Genomic DNA, 19,732 nt, shown 5'->3' with positions numbered 1-19,732 from the left:
CCGTTACCAGGAACGCAACCTTAAGTACGTCGGCTCGAGCGATTGCAACAGGCAAGTTCCCAATGAGGAAAAGAGCGAATCCTGAAACGAGGATTACACCCGCCCAACGCATCCAGCGTGATCGATGCCATCGAGGAGGGAGGGGATAGCGAGAGAATCCCGATCGCGTCACTGACATACCATCTCTCCGATTTCTTTCCCAAGCCATCCAGCCAGCCAAGTACCGCCCATAGCTATGGGAACCGTGGCGACCGCGCCGATTCCTGTGCTTGTAGCCAATCCACCGGCAACTACGCCACCTGCCGTGCCGGCCGTTCCGGAAATGCCAGCGATGCATTTCTGGGTCGCGGTCTCTGCGTTCCATACGTCCCATGCGGTGACGGCGAGGCTCAGGCCCGGGCCGCCGTATTTCGCTCCGATGCCGACGGATTTGATCTGGGCGTCGCTGATGCCCGGGATGCTCGCACCAGTCTTGCCGGCGTAGTTCTCCAGTCCCGAGATCGCCCCGCCAACCGAGGTCAGGACGGGGTGGGTGAGGTCCGCGGTAGTGGGCATGTTGAGCGATCTGTCGATGATCGGCTCGGGTATCGGCGTGGTCGTTCCGGTCGTGAGGTCGGTGACCGTTCCGCCTCGCCGACCGTCGGCGTCCTGCCACAGCACGGTGCGCGACTGGTCGGTGATTACCGATTCCGTTGTCTTGTAGCCGGATGTCGGATCGGTTTTGGTGCTGGTCGTCGCGACGACTTTCCCGGAGGGGTCGTACACGGTCTCCACCTGATACGACCAGCCGGTCGGCGGAGAGCCGAGCGGCAGACCGTCCGAGCCCATCGGCAAGCCGAGTTCGTTGTAGGAGTATCGCTCAGGTGAATAGCCGCTGGTGTCCTCGATGCTGCCGATCGAGACGACTACATGTTTGCTGCCGTCCTGCATGGTGATCGTCGTCTTGGTGTTCCCGTACCACTCCTGCTCCTGGGTATCCCGGACTGTGGTCGCGGCGTCCTGCTTCTGGATCTGCTCCTGACGGGCGAGTCCGTCTTCGGTGTTGGGGACAGGCACACCGCTGTCGGGCTTGGGCACGAGCTGGGCGATTGATAGAGGAATGCTGGTGTACTTGGAGGCGACCGTGAAGACGCGGTGTACCAGATCCTTGTCGGCGGCATCGAATTCGACGAGCAGAGGATTGATCACGTTAGTTTGCATCGCCTTCTGGGCATTCTGCAACGCCTTGTAGCGCTCGTCGTCCATCGGCTCCGGCTTGAGCAGGACGACCCACAAGTCGTTGACAAACAGCGGTCCTGACTCAATCATCGTGACAGCGTTGTCGAGCCGAGTCTTCAATGAGGAAAAGGTCTGGCCAGCGTTGGCTTGCACGGCAGCCATCGCCAACGCGACGTCATTGAAGAAGCGGCCCTGCCGGGACGTCCGGGTGAACATAGTTGTCGCAGCATCGTGTGCTTTGCCCTCCCACCCACGCATCTCGGGCAGGTTCTCACAATTGCGCTGCAACTCGTGGGTCGCCACTTCCAGGGTGTTGCCGCTGCTGTTGGTGGTCGTGGCGGCAGCCTGGAGGCCAGCGATATCCCAGGTAGCGAAGGTCGTGCGAGTCGGAATCACCGCTCGGGCTCCCCAATGATCTCGATATTGTCGCCCAGGGGCCCATAGAGCGACCCGCCCGAACTCGGGTCATCGACCATCAGACCCTCGAACGTGGCGGCGAGGTCTTCGTCCATCACTTCGTAGGTACCGGCAGCACCCCGCACCGCGTCGCCCATGGCCGACACCTGACCTGCAAACTGGTCGAGCGGCTGCCGCAACCAATCGCCAGCCAGACTCGCAGCCCACTGCGCCTCCGAACCAGGCAGCCCGTCGAAAGCGGTCTTCACTTTGCCCGCCAAATCCGCCCCTGTGATCGTTTGCGACGCGCCCTCGACCTGCCCCGCGAACGTCCGCAAGATCGCTGGATCGACCAGCACGATACCTACCCCCTGTCAAGCCAACTCAATTGACCAGGCACGCTACCAGATCCGCAGCTATCGAGCGCGTCCATGGCAACCGAGCTGACGTCGCCAAGACGAGCGCAAGACGTCGCCAGCGGCATCCTTCTGCTGGACAATCCCAGGGCGGTTGACCGGGAACCGCGACCGATATGCCGGCCACCCACGCATGCCATGCGGCGACTACTTGATCGGGTAGTTATTCCGCTCCCCTACGAGCAACTGTCGAGTGCCGCGTCGCGGGCCGCGCGGTAGCGGTCGTCGGCGGCGATGAATACCTCGGGCGAGGTCGAGCCGACGGCCAGCTTGTTCAGTTCGGATGCGAAGTCTTTTGCGGCACTGGCATATTCGGACAGGGCCGAGTTGAGAACGGCGGCAATCGAGGGGTTGTCGCGCAGTGCGTCGGTGACCGTGGTGGCGGCGGAGGACAGTGCGGTTGCGGCGTCGCGAGCCTTGGTTCGGGCGGCCTCGCGGTCCTGCTGGGCCTCCAGCTCGCGACTGAAGGCACTGAGCTTGAATTTGACGTCGACCGCGGATCTGAAGAAGGCCCCGCAGACGGTGACCTTGGCGGAGTGCGCTCGGGCGGACGTCGCCGCGGCGGCGGAGCTTGATACCGAGGAGACGTAGGCGGCGCGGTCGGTCTCATTGGCCACCGCCTCGCCGTCGATGGTGCGGGCGCAACCGGCCGCGATCAGGCCGACTGCTACTGCCGTCAGGGCAAAGCTCTGCCCGAGAGCACGCACGTTCATCAAACACTCCCCCTCGTAGTCGACAAGCCGATCAAACTTATGACAGCAGAAGGCGCGCCGAACGAACCTGTGAGCAGTCTCGCGTCATGCGAGGGGTTGACCGAGATCTGAGATTACAGGCGGAATCGACCTCAAACATACAACAACGGGGTTGTTAACTACGTTTCATATGGGGAAGGTATAGTTAAAACATACTTGCTGGAGAATCCAACCGAAAGTGCGACCACATGGACTGGCCATCGCATCGGGTTGAGGAGCGCCCCTGGCACCCGCGTCAGCGGCAGGGCTCCAGGGCCGACCGCACCCTGGAGCGTATCGAGGCGTCGATCCCACCTCCTATCGCCAACCTGGACTATGACCCCGTGGGAGCGGTCGCCCGCGCTCATGAGGCGGCTGTGATCGCGATCGCGCGGCTCGAAGCCGGCTTCGGTCGGCACCTGGCACCGCTGGCGGATTTCCTACTGCGCAGCGAATCGGTGGCGTCGTCGAAGATCGAGCACATCGATGCGGGGTGGCGGGCTTTCGGCAAAGCGGTCGGCGGCGGCAAGGCGAGCGATGAGGCGAAGGCCCAGTTGGCGGCGGTCAAGACGCTCGTCGCCATGGTGGATGCCGCCAGCGCGAGGACCGTCGGAATCGAGGATCTGCTGACCGCACACCGGCTGCTGATGGCACCGGAGTACTACACGGCCCGGGATTCCGGTCGGTTGCGCGATGTCCAGAATTGGATCGGCGGCAGCGATTACACGCCGATCGACGCGGTACACGTCCCACCGCCGCCGGAACTCGTGCCCGAGTTGATGGCAGACCTGATCACCTTCGTCAATCGGGCCGACCTGCCGATACTCGCGCAGGCCGCGCTCGCGCATGCCCAGTTCGAATCGATTCATCCGTTCACCGACGGCAACGGCCGCATCGGCAGGGCTCTCATCAGTGCGGTCCTGCGCCGTCGCGGGTTGACCGAGCGCGTGACTGTTCCGCTGGCGTCGGTGATGCTCGCGGATACCGGCAGGTACTTCGGACACCTCAACACCTACCGACGGGGGCAGATCGACCCGTTCGTCGAGTACCTGTCGCTCGCCGCGATCCATGCCAGTGAAGCGGCGCAGGAATCGGCGTGCGCCCTGGCCAGTCTGCCCGCACGGTGGCGGGCGGCGGCACGACCGCGGGCGAACTCAGCCGATGAGGCGCTGATCGAAGCGCTGTTGGACACGCCGATTCTCAATGCGGAGACCGCCCAGCGCATCGCGGGTACCACCGACGCCAGCACCTACCGCGCGCTGGGCAGGCTGACGGACGCGGGCATTCTGGTAGTTCTCTCGGAAAGCAAGCGCAATCGTGTCTGGGCGGCGACCGACGTGCTGGCCGAGTTGGATGCGCTCAGCGCGGCCATCGGCAAACGTACAAGTGAGCACCTGCGGTAAGCCTGATCCAGGCGACGACACGGCACAGTCCGGCCGCCACCCTGCGGGACCAGTTGGAACGTTGCGATGACACCGACAACTCCACCACGCTGAAGCAGCATCGGTGAGAAGGGCTGTGGTGCACCGAAGCTCGTCGACTACCGTGAACCCAGACCGTAGCGGTGGGCGAGAGCGTGCCCGTGGCGTGGGAGAACGATATGGCGCTGGAGATTCCGGATGTACTCGAGGAGTCCTGTGCCACGCGGCAGGCGTTGGAGCGACTCGCGTCCAAGTGGCGGATTCTGGTGATCTACGCCCTGTTGGATGGGCCGCGGCGGCATGCGGAGTTGCGGCGGCGGTTGCCGGGGGTGACGCAGAAGGTGTTGACGGAGACGTTGCGGGGGATGGAGGCGGATGGGCTGGTGGTGCGGCGGGTGTATCGGGAGCGGGCGCCGCAGCATGTGGAGTATGCGTTGAGTGAGCTGGGGAAGTCGTTGGAGACGCCGTTGGCGGCTATTTGCGCGTGGGCGGTGGAGCAGGCGGAGTCGGCGGGGTAGCCGACTCCGTGGCGGATCAGTTGCTGGTGAAGCAGAGGGTCATGCCGTTGGTGACGCCTGGTTTGCGGGTCATGCGGGCCACGTAGTCGCCGGGGCATTCGGCGGTGTCGGTGTCGTGGCGGGAGGTCACACGGACGCTGGCGGCCGGGTCGGAGCAATCGGCCTTCGTCGCTCGGAAGTCGTTGCCCTCGTCCGGCGGGATGACACAGTCCCCGGCCATGGCGTAGCCGACATCGGCGTCGTCGACGGGGCCGACGCACAGGGCCACCACCAGATCCGTGGTGCCGTGGGAGTTCATGGTGAAGCCGGTTGCTCCCGTGACGCCGAGGCATTCGGGGGCAACGGGTTCGGTGTGCTGCACGCGGACGGTCAGCACTCGCTCCGCGGCCTCGGGCAGGGTGCACGCGACAATGCTGGTCATGTTCTCGTTGACGCAGTCGCCGGGTTCGGCGTTGCCGGTCGAGCTGAGGTTGGCAGCACGGACGCAGAGGACGAGGGCTCGGCCGCCCAGGGAGGAGTAGGCGAACGCCTGGCGGACCCGGGGGACATCGTGGCAGGCCCGGTCGGTGACGGGGACCTTGGTGTGCAGTCGGATGGCCAGCACTTCGGCTACGCCGGACTCGGGCGCGCAGGCGACGCGGGTGACCGTCGCGCCGCCGTCGGTCACCTTCACGCAATCGCCGGTCTCGATGGCGCCCGGATCGGCCGAGTTCACGCGGGTGGGGGCCAGACACAGGACGGTATCCGGATCGGAGCCCTGGTCGGCGTCGTCGAGTACGGCGCGGGTCGCGTCGTCATACTTCATGCACGCGGATTCCACTGGATAGACCACATTTTCGCGTGCGACGATGCGATAGGCGGCATTGATTTGTCCGCAGGTGTACTCGACCGGGTTGTCTTTGTCGAGTATCGAGACGCAGTCGTCGACGGCGAGGGCGATGGGCTCCGGGCGGGTGAGGACGTACGTGGCCGAGATGGCTGCCGCGACGAGAACGATGGTGACGGCGAGGGTCACCCAGATCCACCGGCGCGACCGTGGGGGCGGTGCGGCCGGGTACTGCGGCGGGAAGGCCGGATGTACGTACGGTGGCGGATAACCGACCGGCCCGGCGGGTGGCGGGGCGATCGGGGGCGGAGCAGGGGGCTGCGGAATATCAGGCGACCGGGCACCGGGCGATGTCTCCGGGCGAGGCCAGACGTTCTGGACCTCGGTGGGATTCTCGTCGAATGGCGATACGGCGGGCGGAATGCCGGTACCGGATGGTCGGTCGTCGTTGTTCATGGTCGGATGGCCCTCCCCGGAAATGAATGAACGCGGTGCGTCATGGATCGAGATGCAGCTGGCGCGTGCGGACGAGGCGACACCTGATGTCGCCCAGCGCGCCGGTGATACGGCTGTGCGGATTCCCTCCCCTGATCCGGATGCCGTTCGGAGTCAAACCGCCTTGCGCACCGGTGTATTCATTCCTGTAATGCCGCGACGAGCCTAGCGCCCGCGCCGAGAACGACGCCACCCATATCGAAAGGCGGTATCGCCGCGCCGGTTTGACCTGAAGTCGACTCGAGGTTTTAGCGTCGTCGGCAGTTGTCGGTAGACAGGAGGAGATCGGTCGTGATTCTCGTTACGGGAGCCACCGGAGGTATCGGCGGCGCATTGTTGTCGGAATTGCGCGCGGCGGGAGACGAGCCGGTGCGCGGGCTGGCGCGCGACCTCACCCGGGCGTCGTTTCCGGCGGGGGCCGAGGCGGTGGAAGGCGATCTCGCCGAACCTGTTTCGTTGAAGCCGGCGTTCGAGGGCGTGCGGGCCATGTTCTACCTGTCGCGGTTCGGACCGGATCGGGAGATTATCGCGGCGGCGCGCGCGGCGGGGGTGCGGCAGGTGGTGCTGGTGTCGTCCATAACCGTGCTCACCCATCCGTGGCTGGGACCGGCGGCGGAGAATGCGGCCGTGGAGCGAATGGTCGAGGACAGTGGAATGGAGTGGACCGTGCTGCGGCCGACCCAGTTCGCGTCCAACACTCTCATGTGGGCGGACGCGATTCGTGCCGGACATCCGGTCGAGGTGCCGTTCGCCGATATCGGGCTGCCTACCATTCACCCCGCCGATATCGCTGCGGTGGCGCGGGTCGCGCTCACCGATCGCGCGCATCGGGGGCAGACGTACGCGTTGACCGGTCCGGCCCGGATCTCGCCGCGCGAGCAGGTGGCGGCGATCGCGGCGGAGCTCGGCCGGGAGATCGAGGTCGTCGAGATCGGCCGCGAGCAGGCGCGGGCGCGCATGGTGGAGGTGTTCGGTGCGGAGGCGGCGGATGCGGTGTTGGATGTGACCGGCGGGGATGTCAATGACGAGCTGCTGCGGGTGCGCGATACGGTCCAGCGGCTCACCGGGAATGCCGGGCGGACCTACCGCCGGTGGGTCGCGGAGAACGCCGAGGCTTTCCGCTGCTTCGCGCGTGCCGGGCTCGATGAGCCCGGCACGGCGACAGCGAATCGCCGGATCAGTGGTCGTGGCCGCCGACGACGCCGCTGAGCTCGTTCGGAGTGCCGTCCAGGGTCACCGAGGCGGCGGTGGTGCCCGCGGTCAGGTCGATGCGGTGGATCTGCTTGGTGGCCGGCTCGCTCACGTAGACGTCGTCACCACGGACGAAGATGGCGGGGCGGGGCTGCTGCCAGTCCAGGGGCTCCTCCCAGGGGGCGATCACGTCGAAGCTGCGGGTCACGGTCGCGGCGACCGGGTCGATGACGTGGATCTTGCCGTCGGTGCCGAGGACCAGGGCCTCGCCCCGCGGGCCGCGGGCCAGCGAGCGGAAGGTGTAGCTGGTGCCGAGCGGGACCAGCTTCAGGCTGCCATTACGGGTGTCGATCAGTGAGATCTGCTGCGGGCGTTCGAGTTCGGCGTCCTTGTCCTGCTTGTAGTCGCCGAGGGCGATCGGGGATGCGTCGGAGCCCGCCTGGTTGCCGATGCGGCCGTACGGGGTGGGGCTGGTGACCTTGGTGATGACGCCGTCGCGGTAGATCAGCACGCCGGTCTGGCAGCCGATCACCACGGCCTCGCCCGCGGTGGTGGATTCGCCGTGCACGCCGGGGCAGTCCTCGTTGCGGGCGATCTCCTTGCGGTCGGAGTCGAGAACCACTATGCCGGTGCGCTTTTCCTCGGTGCCGAGGGTGGTGACCAGTTCGCCGTTGGACAGTTCGATGGCGACGCCGTGGTGGGGCGCGGCGGAGGTGTAGTTCGTGGTGTCGGGCTTGCCGTGTTCCAGATCGTGCGGGTCGAAGATGGTGACCTCGCCGGTGCCGTCGGTGAACAGCACCGTGCGATCGGCGTGGCGGACCACGTGGCCGGGCTTCGCGCCGGGGAAGGTGATGTCGGTGAGCTCGGCGTGGACGGCGTCGAGGACCTGGAAGCCCTCCTTGGTCGACACCATGACGTGGGTGTCGTCACCGGCCGGGTTGACGCGGTTGAAGCCGTCCAGCTGCACGTCACCGCCGACCTTCAGGGTCTGTCCGTCGAGCAGGTAGATGCCGCCGTCGTAGGTGACGGCCAGGGGGTTGGCGATCTCCGGGCGGGCGGCGGGCTCCGGCTCGTCGGTGCCACAACCGCTCAGGGCCACTACCGAGGCCAGCAGGCCGGACAGGGCGGCCGCCGAGGCGGCTCTACTACGGATACGCATGGTTCGTGCTCCTCATCATGGTTGGTGCGCAACGCTTGTCGACGATCAGCGCGGCGCGAGGCCGGTGACGATGGCCTCGGTGTTGGCGCGCATCATGTCGAGATAGGTGTCGGCTCCCCCGCCGGGCGGGGTGAGCGATTCGGTGTGCAGGGCGACGACTTCCACCCGCACGCCCGCCTGTTCGGCGAGGACGCGGGCCAGCCGGTCCGGCTGGGACGAGTCGGCGAAGATGGTCGGCACTCCGGCGGTGCGGACGGCGGTGGCGAGCTCGGCCAGGTCGGAGGCGCTCGGGGAGGCGAGTGCGGTGCCGCTGGGGATGATCGCGCCGATCACTTCGAAACCGAATCGCTGTGCCAGATAACCGAATACGTGATGGTTGGTGACCAGGCGGCGCTGTTCGGGCGGGAGCGAATCGAAGCGGGCCGTCATCCAGGCGTCCAGGGCCTCGATCTCGGCGCGGTAGCGGTCGACATTGGCGCGGATCCGCGCGGTGTCGACGCCGGGTAGCGCGAGCAGACGCGCACCGATCACGTCGACGGCGGTGCGGACGCGGGCCGGGTCGGTCCAGAAGTGCGGGTCGGGGCCGTCGCTGGTGCGGTAGTCGATCGGGTTCACCTGGTCGCCGACGGAAAGGGTTGGGACACCGGACTCTTCGGCGGCTTCGACGTGGCGCTCGACGCCCTCTTCCAGCCCGAGGCCATTGTGGATCAGCAGGGCGGCGTTGCCGATCCCGGCGGCCTGCTGGGCGGAGATGCCGAACTGGTGCGGGTCCGCACCGGGCGGCATGAGCACGGTGACCTTCGCCGCGTCACCTACCAGCTCCCGGGTGATGTCGCCGAGGATATTCGTGGTCACGACCACCTCCGGGCCGTCGGCGTCGGGGGTGCCGCAGGCGGGCAGCAGCAGGAGGGCCGCGCAGGCCAGCAGGGTGCTCAGCAGGGATCTCATCGGCCGGTCTCCACCATGTGGTCGGGGGTGATGTCGAGGGCGAAGGTGCGGGCACGACGCAGGTTGTCGCGGTAGTCGATCTCGTGAATCGCCTGGGCGGCGGCATCGTTGACGTAGGCGCGATTGGTGTCGACCTCGATGACCGGTGGCGAGTCGGCCGCGATCGGCCCGGAGAGTAGTTGTGCCCATGCGGTTTCCGCGCCGGTGCCGGGATCGTAGGCGTGCAGCACGCCGTCACCGGTCAGGCCGAGGATCGAGCTCCCGGCACCCGCGGTATTGGCGGCCAGCACCGGCCCGGATTCGATGAGACGCCAACTCCGGGCGGCGATGTCGAGCACCCAGATGCCGCGTTCCCCGGCGATCGCGGTGAGGGTGGTCGAACCCGCGCGATGGGTGAAGCGGGAGGCGCGCTCGGCGGCGGGCACCGGCCGCGGATAGGGGATCTCGGTGGCCGAGAACCGGCCCGCGTCGGCCGCGACGAGCAGCGCACCGTCCGCACACCCGAAGACGACTCCCCGGCGGGTGACGGCCGTACCGCTCGGCGCGGCGCATTGCCCGGCGAGCGGTGTGACCTGCGCGCCCTCGCGGGTGCGGACCTCCACACGTCCGGCGGTGGACACGGTGACGAGGTGCTCGGCGTACGGGATGGCGAGCCCGTCCACGCTGCCGCGCTCGGCGATGACACCGGACTCCAGTTCCGCGCGATCCAGCAGCAGCGTGCTCGATGCGCCGATCAGCGCGGTGAGCGCCGTATCGCTGTGCGCGGCGACCACTCCCCCGTGCGGCACCTCGCCGATATCCCGGACGGCCGCACGGTAGTAGTGCACGTGATCGCCGTGGTCGACGGTCCAGCCGCCCCCGTCCAGCACGCGGGTGGCGGCGGCGGTGAGCGGGAAGCCGAAGCGGTCGTCGCCCGCGAGGCCGACGATTCCGGGCATCCGGTCGAATGCGGTGGTCTCCTCGGTGATCAGATCGATCACCCGCAGCTCACCGCCGGAGCCCGCGACCACCAGCCGCGACTGCACCGAGTCCATTTCCTCGGCGCCCTCGACGTACCCGTGCGGCACCTCGGCGGGCGGTTCCGGTTCGCCGGGTGCGGCGCACCCGACCAGCACCATCGACAGCGCCGCCAGCAGCACCAGGGCATTCGCATTCGGGGCGGGCAGTCGAACGACGCGCGCCGACAACGCGATACGCAGCCGGGAGGTCGCGGCCGACAGGAAGAACAGCCCGACCGCGATGGCGGCGATGGTGGCTCCGGCCGCCGTCCCGGCATACCAGGACACCAGCAAACCGACGAAGGTGGCGATGCCGCCGAAGGCGACCGCCAGGGCCATGATCACCGGAATCCGATGCGACCAGTAGGTGGCCGCCGCCGGCGGCGCGATGAGCAGGCCGAAGACCAGCAGCGTGCCCACGACGTGGAAGGACGCCACGATGGCGAGGGTGAGCAGGCCGAGCAGCGCCGCCTGCGCCCAGCGCGGGCGCAGCCCGAGGGTGTGCGCGGTGCGCGGGTCGAAGGCCAGCGCCACGAACGCGCGATGCCCCAGCACCGCGATCACCAGCGAAAGTCCCAGCGCCACCGCCAGATACGCGAGATCGACCTCGCGAATGGCCAGCACATCGCCGAACAGCAGCGCGGTCACGTCGACGGCGAAGGATTGCGACCGCGAAACGATGATCACGCCCACCGAGAGCATGCCCGCGAACAGCAGCCCGATGGCGGTGTCGGCCGCGAAGCGCGTATTGCGGCCCAGCGCCGTCACCCCCGCCGCCATCGCCCCGGCGCTGAGCGCCGCGCCCAGTACCTGGTTCCCACCCAGCAGGGTGGCGACGGCCACGCCGGGTAGCAAACCGTGGGCCATGGCCTCGCCCAGAAAGGCCATGCCGCGCACCACAACCCAGGTCCCGGCCAGCGCGCAGATACCGGAGACGAGCAGTCCACCCCAGAGTGCTCTCTGCACGAAGGACACCTCGAACGGGGCGAACAGCCATTCCATGACACGGCACCTTATTATGGAAATGATTTTCAATACAAGTTAGGTGATGAAGTGAACGATCGCGACACCGCGGCGGTGCGGCTGCGAGGGCTAACCGCCGGTTATCGATCCCGAGCGGTGCTGCACGAGATCACGGCCGACATCCCGGCCGGTCGGGTGACCGCGCTCGTGGGGCACAACGGATCGGGGAAATCCACCCTGCTCGGCGTCCTGGCCGGAGTGATCACCCCCTCGGCGGGCACCGCCGAACGCACCGGCGGCCGCCGACCCGCGCTCGTCGTCCAGCAGGGCAGCGTGCCCTCGACCCTCCCGATCACGGTGCGCGAGACCGTGGCCATGGGCCGCTGGGCACATCGCGGACCGTGGCGGCGGCTCACCCGCGACGACCGACGCGTCGTGGCGGACTGCCTGGAGCGGATGGGAATCGCCCACCTCGCCGCGCGGCGGCTCACCGACCTCTCGGGCGGTCAGCGTCAGCGCGCGCTGCTCGCCCGGGCACTGGCGCAGGAAGCGGACCTACTGCTGCTTGACGAGCCTGCCGTCGGATTGGATATCGAAGCACAGCAACAGATCTCGCGCACGATCCGGGAAACCGCCGCGTCCGGGGTCACCGTCGTGCACGCCACGCACGACCGCGCCGAGGCGCTCGGCGCGGATCACTGCCTGCTGATGCGCGACGGCGGACTCGCCGACTCCGGAGCGCCAGAACGGGTGCTGGCGACGGCCCCGGCTGCCGAACCGCCCGCTACCGCCCCCACGCCAGCTTGATCCTGGTGGTGGACAGGAAATCGTCGGTCAGCTCCCGCAACGCCAGGAACTGTCCACCGGTCCCGTACTTCTGCCGCAGGCTGCCGAAGTCGAGGTATTCCGCGGCCGCCGCGATCTGATTCGACTCCGGAATCCGCGTCGGGAACAGGCGCGGCAGACTACGGTCCCGGCGCAGGTCGTCGAGTATGCGCTGATGCACGGCCGAGGAGCGGCGGTACTTGGTGACCACCACGCCCAACTCCTCGATGGGAGCGCCCCACCGCGCCGACAGCTGCCGGATTCTGGCCTGCACCGCCGGAATTCCGTAGGTAGACATGAAATCCGGAATGGTCGGGATGAGGTAGCCGTCGGCGATGCGCAGGCCGTTCTGGGTGACCAGGCCCAGACTCGGCGGGCAGTCGATCAGCACGTAGTCGTAGTCGAACAGCACGCCGCTGAGCGAGTCGGCCAGTACGGCGGTCGGATCCACCGCCCGGACGTGGGTCAGATCGTCCTGGAGCGCAATGAGTTTCAACGAGGACGGCAGCAGGTCCACCGAGGTGACGGTGCGCATGGCGGAGACGCGGGGCTGCACCAGCCCGGCCGCGTCGCGCGGGCGGTAGCCCTCCACCACATCGCCGAACACCGCCGCCAAGGTGTCCGCACCGGCATCCAGTTCGGCCGCCCGGCGTTCACCGACCATCATGGTGGTGAGATTGCGCTGCGGATCGAGGTCGATGAGCAGCACCCGCTTGCCGAACTCGGCGGACAGGATCTCCGCCAGCGCCGCGGTGGTGGTCGTCTTGCCCACCCCGCCCTTCAGATTGAAGGTGGCGACCACGTAGGGGCGGCTGCGGCCCGGTACCGGGTTCTGCTCCCAGATGCGTTGCGGGCGTTCGAAGTGCAGGATACGGCCGCTCTTGTCGGGCCACGCCCAGTCGAAGCCGTCGGCTTCGGCGAATCCCACCGAGCGCGCACGCTCCCCGGACACCACCTCACCGCGCAACTCCACCAGTTCGAAACCCTTCATCCCATGACCGCCGCGACGATCCGGTTCAGCCTAGTTACCCAGGCCCGCCGCGACCGGTTACGACACCGGCGGGTCGAAACATCATGCGCTCTATCGTGAGCCAGAACACAAATGAGGACGACCTCAGATCTGCCACAATGCCTCGGTGCGTTATTTCGAGGGTGTGAGCGGCCTGGTGCATTACCGGAGGTGGCCGATCGAAAACCCCAGGGCGGTAGTCGTTCTGCTGCACGGGCTCGGACAGCAGAGCGCCGATTACCACCGGTTCTGCCGCGCGGCCAATCGATCCGGTGTCGACGTGTGGGGCATCGACCACATCGGACACGGCCTGAGCGAAGGCGACAGCGAGGCCATGCCGCCCATCGACGATCTCGCGGCCAATGCGGTGCGGCTCACCGCACTGGCGCGAACCGAACACCGCGAGCTACCGCTGATCATGGTCGGGCATTCCCTCGGAGCCGGTACCGCGCTCATCGCCATGCAGGACCAGGGTGCCGTGGTCGATTCGGTGTCGGGTGTGGTGCTGCTGGGATCGCCGGAACGAGCCGCGATCCTGGATGTTCCGGCCCCGCGCGTTCCCACGCTGGTGCTGCACGGCTCCGACGACCGGCGGGCTCCGATCGCGCCGATCAAGCGGTGGTGCGCGCAGCGGCCGGGTACGCGGATGCGCGAATTCCTCGATGCCGGGCACGATCTGCTGCACGAGCCGGGATATCGCGCGGTCACCGAGGCGATTCTGGAATTCGTCCAGGACGCGGTGCGCCGGACCTCGATGCCTGCCCGACGCGTGCCGGGGCTGCCCGCTGTCGCCGTGTGAAGGCAGCCGACCCCGGTCGCGGTGACCGGGGCGGATGCCTGTTCCGACCGCTGGCGAGCGCCCGCCGACCGTCGATCTCAGCCGCGGAACCACATGGGCCGCAGGGTGGGACCGTTCTCGGGCAATTCGATGAGGTCGCCGTCGAGGACGAACCCGCAGCGCGCGTACAGCCGCGAGGAGCGTTCGGTGCTGGCCTCCAGGTAGGCGGGGATGCCCGCCTCGGAGGCCGCCTTGGCCCGCTCGGTGACGATGGCGGCCCCCGCGCCCTTGCCGCGGTGCTGCGGCAGCGTCACGATGACCTGTAGATAGCGGTGCGGGAATTCGGTCGGGTGGCTCTGCTCCAGCAGACCCGACAGCGCCCGCAAACGCCGGAAGGGCGGCAGCGGAGCCTGTTCGTACAGCTCACGCATCTGCTCGGCTTCGCGCTGTACGCGCTCCCGGCCGGTGACGGTCTGCCACAGCGAGACCGCCCAGATATCGTCCTCGGCCCCGGCGACCCACACCTCGTCCTCGCGCATGGTGCGCTCGATCATCTCCGGCGCGTACTGCGCGCGGAACTGCCGGGAGATCTCCGGATGCCCCGCCATGATCCAGCTGAACACCACCTCGTCGGCGGTCGCCTCGGCGAAGACCGCGGCCACCCGGTCGAGCTCGTCCAAGCCCGCGCGGCGGACCGTCGGCGTCGTCACCATCTCCGTCGTACCCATCTCTGCAACCTCCCGATCTGAACGGTGTCTTCGAGGGCCAAGGTATGGCGATGCCGACGGGGTTACGACAATTTCGTCACACTGGATGTCGTGATGAAACCAGAGACGCCAGAGTGCGCGGTGTGCGGCGAGGCGATCACGCATCCGTCACGCGGACGCCGCCGCCGGTACTGCTCACGGTCCTGTCAGGCGCGGGCCTACCGGGCCCGGTCGCGGCCGGTCGCGCCACCGCGTCGCAGCCCACCGCGACGGCTCACCACCGTCGCCGTGGTGCGTGCGGCCGTGGAGCTCGCCGATCGGGAGGGCCTGGAGGGGCTGTCCATGCGCCGTCTCGCCACCGAACTGGGCGTGGCGACCGCCAGCCTGTACCGCCACTTCCCCGACCGCGACACCCTGCTCGCGGAGATGGCGGAATTGACGCTCGCCGAAACCCCGCCGCCCCCAGCCGATCTCACCGGCTGGCGGGACGGGCTCGGCTACGAGGCGCTCGGCGAATGGCAGCTCTACCGCCGCCACCCCTGGATGCTGCCGGTGCTCGCACAGACCCGCCCGCCGCTGGGACCGACCCTGCTCGACTCCCTGGAGCGCGCCTTCACCGCCCTGTACCGGCCGGGTATGACGCGGGAGAGCATGCTCACCGTCTACCTGTCGGTATCCGGCCTGGTGCAGGGCCTGGCGCTGCTGCTCACCTCCGAACGCGCCCCACTCGGTCCGCAGACCACCGCCGAGGACGTAGTGGAGATGGTCACCCCCGAATCCCACCCGATGCTCGTGCGCTACTTCGAAAACGAAGCCGGGGGCCTCGATCTGGACCTGGACCGGCTGCTCGGGGATTGCCTCGCACTGCTCTTCGAAGGCATCGCCGCGCGCCACTACCCCACCGAGCACGCGCCCAGCGGGGCATCCAACCGCTAGGACACCGCGGTCGAGTCCGCGACGCCCAAGTATCGGGGCGGGACCTCGGCCACCAGCCAGACACCATTGCCGGTGACGAAGAACTCATGGCCGTCGCGGTGCATATCCGCCGCCGCCACGGCGAGAACGGCCGGGCTGCCGTGCCGTGTGCCCACGGTGCGGGCGGTGTCCGGATCGGCGGACAGGTGCACGGCATGGCGGCGCATGGGGAGCAGGCCCTGCGACCGGATCAGTGGGAGGTTCGATCGGGCTGTGCCGTGGTAGAGCCGCCCGGGCGGCGCGGCCGGGGCGTAGCCGAGGTCCACCGGAACGGAGTGACCCTGCCGTGCCCGGATCCGAGTGCCGCTCGCATCGAATTCGAAGCGCCGCTTGTTGTTCCGCTCGACGACGAGGTCGAGCTGAGCGCGCGTGAAACCCTTTCCGTGCGCGGCCGCCTGTCGCAGCAGCGCCGCGACGGGCACCCAGCCCGCCGCGTCCAGGTCCAAGCCGATGGCCTCGGGGTGATGCCGCAGCCAGTTCGACAGCCGCTTGGACACTTTCACTACGTCCCTGTCGTTCATGGTCCGATCACGGTCGCATACCGAGCAGCGCGGCACCAGGCGATAATGCCGTGCCGCGTCCCCCGAACTACCCGCCGGAACCCGGTGCCGGCTCGTCGGAGCGGTTGATCAGGAAGCCCACCGCGAAGGCGGCCACGATCGCGGCCGCTACCACCGCGGCGCTCAACACGGTGCGGGATGCGTTGGTGCCTGACCCGAAAAGTCCTATGCGAGGCGTTACGTTACCCACCCGCAATTCGACAGCAACCGCTACCGTCGCGCCCGGGACGCCGGTCCGCACCGGGCGCAGTAACGTGGCAGCCATGACAGCTGTTGCAGATCGTTCGCTCGGACCGGAATTGGTACGCACCGTAAGCATCGGCGAGGCCGATGTCCTCGTCATCGGACTCACGAGTTCCGACGACGGACCCGCGATCGCCCCGGCGGACGCGTTCGGCGACGTACTCGATGCCGAGACGCGCGCGACTCTGCTGACCGCGCTGACCGCGGTCGGGGCCAAGGGCAAGGGCGAGGAACTGACCCGGGTGCCCGCGCCCGCCGGACTGGGCGTGGACAGTGTGCTCGCGGTCGGGCTCGGCGCGCTCGACAAGATCGACGCGGAGCAGATCCGCAAATCGGCCGGTGTCGCCGGGCGGGCGCTGAGCGGGGTCGACACCGCCGTCACCACGCTGTCCGGACTGGATCTGGGCGCGGCGGCCGAGGGCTTCTACCTGGGCGCGTACACCTTCACGCCGTACAAGGGGAAGTCCGCGCCCAAGCCGGAGGAGACCCCGGTCAAGCGGGTCGAATTCCTGGTGCCCGACCCGGGATTCGGTGAGGAGGCGCTGTTCCGTGCCCAGGCCGTGGCCGAAGCCGTCGCCACCGCACGGGATTTCGTCAACACCCCGCCCAACGACCTGTTCCCCGCCGAATTCGCCGACCGCGCCGCGGAATTGGCCAAGGCCGCCGGACTCCAGGTGGAGATCCTCGACGAGCAGGCCCTCGCCGACGGCGGATACGGTGGCATTCTCGGCGTCGGCAAGGGCTCCTCGCGGCCGCCGCGGCTGATCCGCATCACCTACGCGGGCGGCGACAAGAAGGTCGCGCTGGTCGGCAAGGGCATCACCTTCGACACCGGCGGCATCTCCATCAAGCCCGCGCAGAACATGGAGAACATGACCTCCGACATGGCGGGTGCGGCGGCGGTCATCGCCACCACCCTGCTCGCCGCCCGGCTGAGCCTGCCGGTCACCGTCACCGCGACCGTGCCCATGGCCGAGAACATGCCCTCGGCAACCGCCCAGCGACCGGGCGATGTGCTCACCCAGTACGGCGGCACCACCGTCGAGGTGCTCAACACCGATGCCGAGGGTCGCCTCATCCTGGCCGACGCCATGGTGCGCGCCGGTGAGGACGAGCCGGACTACCTCATCGACGTCGCCACCCTCACCGGGGCGCAGATGGTGGCCCTGGGCACCCGCACCCCGGGCATCATGGGAACCGAGGAGTTCCGGGACCGGGTGGCCCGCCTGTCCCAGAGCGTCGGCGAGAACGGTTGGCCCATGCCGCTGCCCGCGGAACTGCGCGCCGACCTCAACTCCAAGATCGCGGACCTGGCCAATGTCACCAACCACCGCTGGGGCGGCATGCTCTCGGCCGGGCTCTTCCTGAAGGAGTTCGTCACGGACGGGCTGCAGTGGGCGCACGTCGATATCGCCGGGCCGTCGTACAACACCGGCGGACCGTTCGGCTACACCCCGAAGGGTGGCACGGGCGTCCCGGTTCGCACCCTCATCGCGACCATCGAGGACATCGCCGCGGAATAGCCGCGACCGCGCGGTGGGGTCGGCACCGGCCCCACCGCGCACGGCAAACCGGCTGTCGGACGGCCGATTACGGCCGTGCAATAATCCGGACCGATGCAGTCGACGGGCGGCTCCACGGTCCGGGCCGTTCGGGAGGGACCTCAATGGCCACACGCGCGCTGACCCAGCAGGACTTCCGCCAGGTGGTGGCGAGCAATCACATAGTGCTGGTGGACTTCTGGGCCGACTGGTGCGGATGGTGCAAGCGCTTCGCACCCGTCTACGACGCATCCTCGGTGACCCATCCGCAGATCGTGCACGCCACCGTCAACGGGGAGACCGAACCGGCGCTGGCCGCCATGGCCGAACTCACCGGCTACCCGACCATCATGGCCTTCCGCGAGGGGCTGCCGGTCTACAAGCACGCCGGCTACCTGACCGCCGCGCAGCTGGAAGACGTGGTGCAGCAGGTGCAGTGGATGGATATGGACGAGTTCCGGCGGCAGGCGGCCGAACAGCTCCGGCAGCAGCAGGCCGCGCAGCAACAGGCCACCACCCCCGAGACCGCGGCCGCCCCGGCCGCGCACCGCGCCGGACTCGCGGGCGGGCCGCCGCAGTACGGCTGGCCGGGCCTGCGGGCACGCTGACACCGGTCAGTCGTCGGCGAGCATGGCGCGCCGCCGTTCGATGCGGCGGCGGGCGTCGTAATCGCGCATGCGCTGCGGATACCCGACCTTGCGCACGTCGTAGACGGGGATGCCGAGTTCACCCGACAAGCGGTGCGCGCCACGCTCACCCACCACCCGGCGGGTCCATTCGCCGTCGTGGGCCACCAGTGCCACCGACACGTCCGTCACCGTGGTCCGCGGTTCCACGAACGCCTCCACACCCCGACGGGTGCGCGTCCAGTCCCGCAGGTAGTCGATATCCGCCGCCCGCGCGCCGGCGGCACCACCGCGGAGCCGATCCAGGAATCCCATCCGGCAACCTCCTCTCCGGAGCCTGGGAAACGTTCCTTCCCACCCTCGATACTGCCAGCGAAACACCAGGTGGGGACGGGCGCGCCCGGACTCCACAGCGAATACACAGCCGGAGCTCGAGCGGTGCTCGGATTCGAGACCGCAGTCGGCGGTGGCGAGTTCGTGGCCCGCGGGCCAGCGCACGGCGTCGGGCAGGTCGGGAACATTCCCAGGTGGTGGGAAGAGTGGCGACCCGAATTCTCGGGTCACAGCGCTCGCGCGCGGTGAGTTGTGACACGCGCGATCGGCTATCACCGCTGCTCGCCGCGTCGCCGCGCCCGCTCACGGCGGCGGTGGCCGTCCCGAGAGGTGGACGCAACGACCGCCCTGTGACACGCCGCACGCGCGGTAGTGCAAGGATGGGTATCCGGAACAACAACCTACGGATCTCCGGGGCCACAGAATTGGCTGTGGCTGTACGGGACCCCGCGACCCGCGGTGGAGACCCGCCGAGAGAACGAACTGTTTAACCCGACGAGCAGTCAGAGGAGTCAACGGACATGGCCTTCTCCGTCCAGATGCCGGCTCTTGGTGAGAGCGTCACCGAGGGCACTGTGACCAGGTGGCTGAAGCAGGAAGGAGACACGGTCGAGGTCGACGAGCCGCTGCTCGAGGTCTCCACCGACAAGGTCGACACCGAAATCCCGTCGCCTGCCGCGGGCACCCTGGTCAAGATTTCCGCCCAGGAGGACGACGTCGTCGAGGTCGGCGGCGAACTCGGTGTGATCGGTGATGCCAACGAGGCTCCCGCACCCGCTTCCGCGCCCACCCCCGAAGCCGCGGCCCCGGCCGCCGAGGAGAAGCCCGCTCCGGCCCCCGCGCCCGAGCCGGCCC

Annotated in this window: 20 protein-coding genes; 9 read left to right on the top strand and 11 right to left on the bottom strand. The window is 68.3% G+C overall.

Annotated elements, in window-relative coordinates:
* Nucleotides 1-168: 168 nt before the first annotated feature.
* From ON31_RS14625 to ON31_RS34670, 3 genes are all read right to left on the bottom strand, one after another.
* Nucleotides 169-1,614 (bottom strand): hypothetical protein, encoded by a 1,446-nt coding sequence (locus ON31_RS14625; protein ID WP_039814139.1) that lies wholly within the window; start codon nt 1,612-1,614, stop codon nt 169-171.
* Complete coding sequence (locus tag ON31_RS14620; protein ID WP_063821497.1) at nt 1,611-1,973, bottom strand: WXG100 family type VII secretion target; 363 nt, start codon at nt 1,971-1,973, stop codon at nt 1,611-1,613. Before ON31_RS14620 ends, ON31_RS14625 begins: the two co-directional genes overlap by 4 nt.
* 233 nt (nt 1,974-2,206) lie before the next feature.
* Nucleotides 2,207-2,743 (bottom strand): Rv2240c family protein, encoded by a 537-nt coding sequence (locus tag ON31_RS34670; protein WP_051037252.1) that lies wholly within the window; start codon nt 2,741-2,743, stop codon nt 2,207-2,209.
* Nucleotides 2,744-2,970: 227 nt separating this feature from the next.
* On the opposite strand from ON31_RS34670, the gene ON31_RS14610 reads away from it, so the two are divergent.
* Nucleotides 2,971-4,164 carry a Fic family protein gene (locus ON31_RS14610; protein WP_039814137.1) on the top strand — a complete coding sequence of 398 codons (1,194 nt, stop codon included), beginning with the start codon at nt 2,971-2,973 and terminating at the stop codon, nt 4,162-4,164.
* Between the two features lie 161 nt (nt 4,165-4,325).
* A complete protein-coding gene (locus ON31_RS14605) occupies nt 4,326-4,700 on the top strand; it encodes a winged helix-turn-helix transcriptional regulator (RefSeq protein ID WP_255222107.1) in 375 nt (124 codons plus the stop codon).
* A gap of 16 nt (nt 4,701-4,716) precedes the next feature.
* Here the strand turns inward: ON31_RS14605 and ON31_RS14600 are convergent, their stop codons facing one another.
* Nucleotides 4,717-5,982 carry an LppU/SCO3897 family protein gene (locus tag ON31_RS14600; protein WP_115061621.1) on the bottom strand — a complete coding sequence of 422 codons (1,266 nt, stop codon included), beginning with the start codon at nt 5,980-5,982 and terminating at the stop codon, nt 4,717-4,719.
* 330 nt (nt 5,983-6,312) lie between these two features.
* On the opposite strand from ON31_RS14600, the gene ON31_RS14595 reads away from it, so the two are divergent.
* Nucleotides 6,313-7,230: an SDR family oxidoreductase gene (locus tag ON31_RS14595; RefSeq protein ID WP_081592455.1), complete on the top strand. Its 918-nt coding sequence runs from the start codon at nt 6,313-6,315 to the stop codon at nt 7,228-7,230.
* Here ON31_RS14595 and aztD read toward each other — a convergent pair.
* The 3 genes from aztD to aztB are packed head-to-tail and all read right to left on the bottom strand — an operon-like array spanning nt 7,199 to nt 11,319.
* Nucleotides 7,199-8,371 carry a zinc metallochaperone AztD gene (gene aztD, locus ON31_RS14590; RefSeq protein ID WP_039814133.1) on the bottom strand — a complete coding sequence of 391 codons (1,173 nt, stop codon included), beginning with the start codon at nt 8,369-8,371 and terminating at the stop codon, nt 7,199-7,201. The two genes, ON31_RS14595 and aztD, sit on opposite strands and share 32 nt — an antisense overlap.
* Nucleotides 8,372-8,416: 45 nt before the next feature.
* Nucleotides 8,417-9,319: a zinc ABC transporter substrate-binding protein AztC gene (aztC, locus tag ON31_RS14585; protein WP_039814131.1), complete on the bottom strand. Its 903-nt coding sequence runs from the start codon at nt 9,317-9,319 to the stop codon at nt 8,417-8,419.
* Complete coding sequence (aztB, locus tag ON31_RS14580) at nt 9,316-11,319, bottom strand: zinc ABC transporter permease AztB (RefSeq protein WP_039814129.1); 2,004 nt, start codon at nt 11,317-11,319, stop codon at nt 9,316-9,318. The genes aztC and aztB overlap by 4 nt, the downstream gene beginning before the upstream one ends.
* A 51-nt stretch (nt 11,320-11,370) precedes the next feature.
* Between aztB and aztA the strand changes: the two genes are divergently transcribed.
* Nucleotides 11,371-12,087 (top strand): zinc ABC transporter ATP-binding protein AztA, encoded by a 717-nt coding sequence (aztA, locus tag ON31_RS14575; protein WP_039814127.1) that lies wholly within the window; start codon nt 11,371-11,373, stop codon nt 12,085-12,087.
* On the opposite strand, the gene ON31_RS14570 is transcribed toward aztA, so the two are convergent.
* Nucleotides 12,065-13,096, bottom strand: coding sequence for a ParA family protein (locus ON31_RS14570; protein WP_081592454.1), 1,032 nt, complete (start codon nt 13,094-13,096; stop codon nt 12,065-12,067). The two genes, aztA and ON31_RS14570, sit on opposite strands and share 23 nt — an antisense overlap.
* A 145-nt stretch (nt 13,097-13,241) precedes the next feature.
* Here ON31_RS14570 and ON31_RS14565 point away from each other — a divergent pair, with 145 nt between their 5' ends.
* Nucleotides 13,242-13,913 carry an alpha/beta hydrolase gene (locus ON31_RS14565; protein ID WP_039814125.1) on the top strand — a complete coding sequence of 224 codons (672 nt, stop codon included), beginning with the start codon at nt 13,242-13,244 and terminating at the stop codon, nt 13,911-13,913.
* Between the two features lie 77 nt (nt 13,914-13,990).
* Here ON31_RS14565 and ON31_RS14560 read toward each other — a convergent pair whose 3' ends face one another.
* Entirely contained in the window at nt 13,991-14,620 is a 630-nt protein-coding gene (locus tag ON31_RS14560) for a GNAT family N-acetyltransferase (RefSeq protein WP_255222106.1), read from the bottom strand.
* A 93-nt stretch (nt 14,621-14,713) separates the two neighbouring features.
* On the opposite strand from ON31_RS14560, the gene ON31_RS14555 reads away from it, so the two are divergent.
* Nucleotides 14,714-15,535 (top strand): TetR/AcrR family transcriptional regulator, encoded by an 822-nt coding sequence (locus tag ON31_RS14555; RefSeq protein WP_039814123.1) that lies wholly within the window; start codon nt 14,714-14,716, stop codon nt 15,533-15,535.
* Here the strand turns inward: ON31_RS14555 and ON31_RS14550 are convergent.
* On the bottom strand, nt 15,532-16,095 hold the full coding sequence (locus tag ON31_RS14550; protein WP_039814120.1) for an RNA 2'-phosphotransferase: 564 nt from the start codon (nt 16,093-16,095) through the stop codon (nt 15,532-15,534). The genes ON31_RS14555 and ON31_RS14550 overlap by 4 nt on opposite strands.
* Before the next feature lie 302 nt (nt 16,096-16,397).
* Here ON31_RS14550 and ON31_RS14545 point away from each other — a divergent pair, with 302 nt between their 5' ends.
* Together ON31_RS14545 and ON31_RS14540 are read left to right on the top strand one after the other, a co-directional pair.
* The gene (locus tag ON31_RS14545; protein WP_039814117.1) at nt 16,398-17,900 is read left to right on the top strand and encodes a leucyl aminopeptidase; all 1,503 of its coding nucleotides are present in this window, start codon (nt 16,398-16,400) and stop codon (nt 17,898-17,900) included.
* 143 nt (nt 17,901-18,043) lie between these two features.
* On the top strand, nt 18,044-18,526 hold the full coding sequence (locus ON31_RS14540) for a thioredoxin family protein (protein ID WP_039814116.1): 483 nt from the start codon (nt 18,044-18,046) through the stop codon (nt 18,524-18,526).
* 6 nt (nt 18,527-18,532) lie between these two features.
* On the opposite strand, the gene ON31_RS14535 is transcribed toward ON31_RS14540, so the two are convergent.
* Entirely contained in the window at nt 18,533-18,859 is a 327-nt protein-coding gene (locus tag ON31_RS14535; protein WP_039814114.1) for a hypothetical protein, read from the bottom strand.
* A gap of 539 nt (nt 18,860-19,398) precedes the next feature.
* On the opposite strand from ON31_RS14535, the gene ON31_RS14530 reads away from it, so the two are divergent.
* Nucleotides 19,399-19,732, top strand: a 334-nt coding sequence (locus ON31_RS14530) for a biotin/lipoyl-containing protein (RefSeq protein WP_039814112.1), incomplete at its 3' end; no start/stop codon positions are given.

Source organism: Nocardia otitidiscaviarum NBRC 14405, assembly GCF_000308635.1.
Taxonomy (GTDB): domain Bacteria; phylum Actinomycetota; class Actinomycetes; order Mycobacteriales; family Mycobacteriaceae; genus Nocardia; species Nocardia otitidiscaviarum.
The sequence above is the reverse complement of the archived record's forward strand: the minus strand, read 5'-3'. Positions and strand labels throughout refer to the sequence as shown.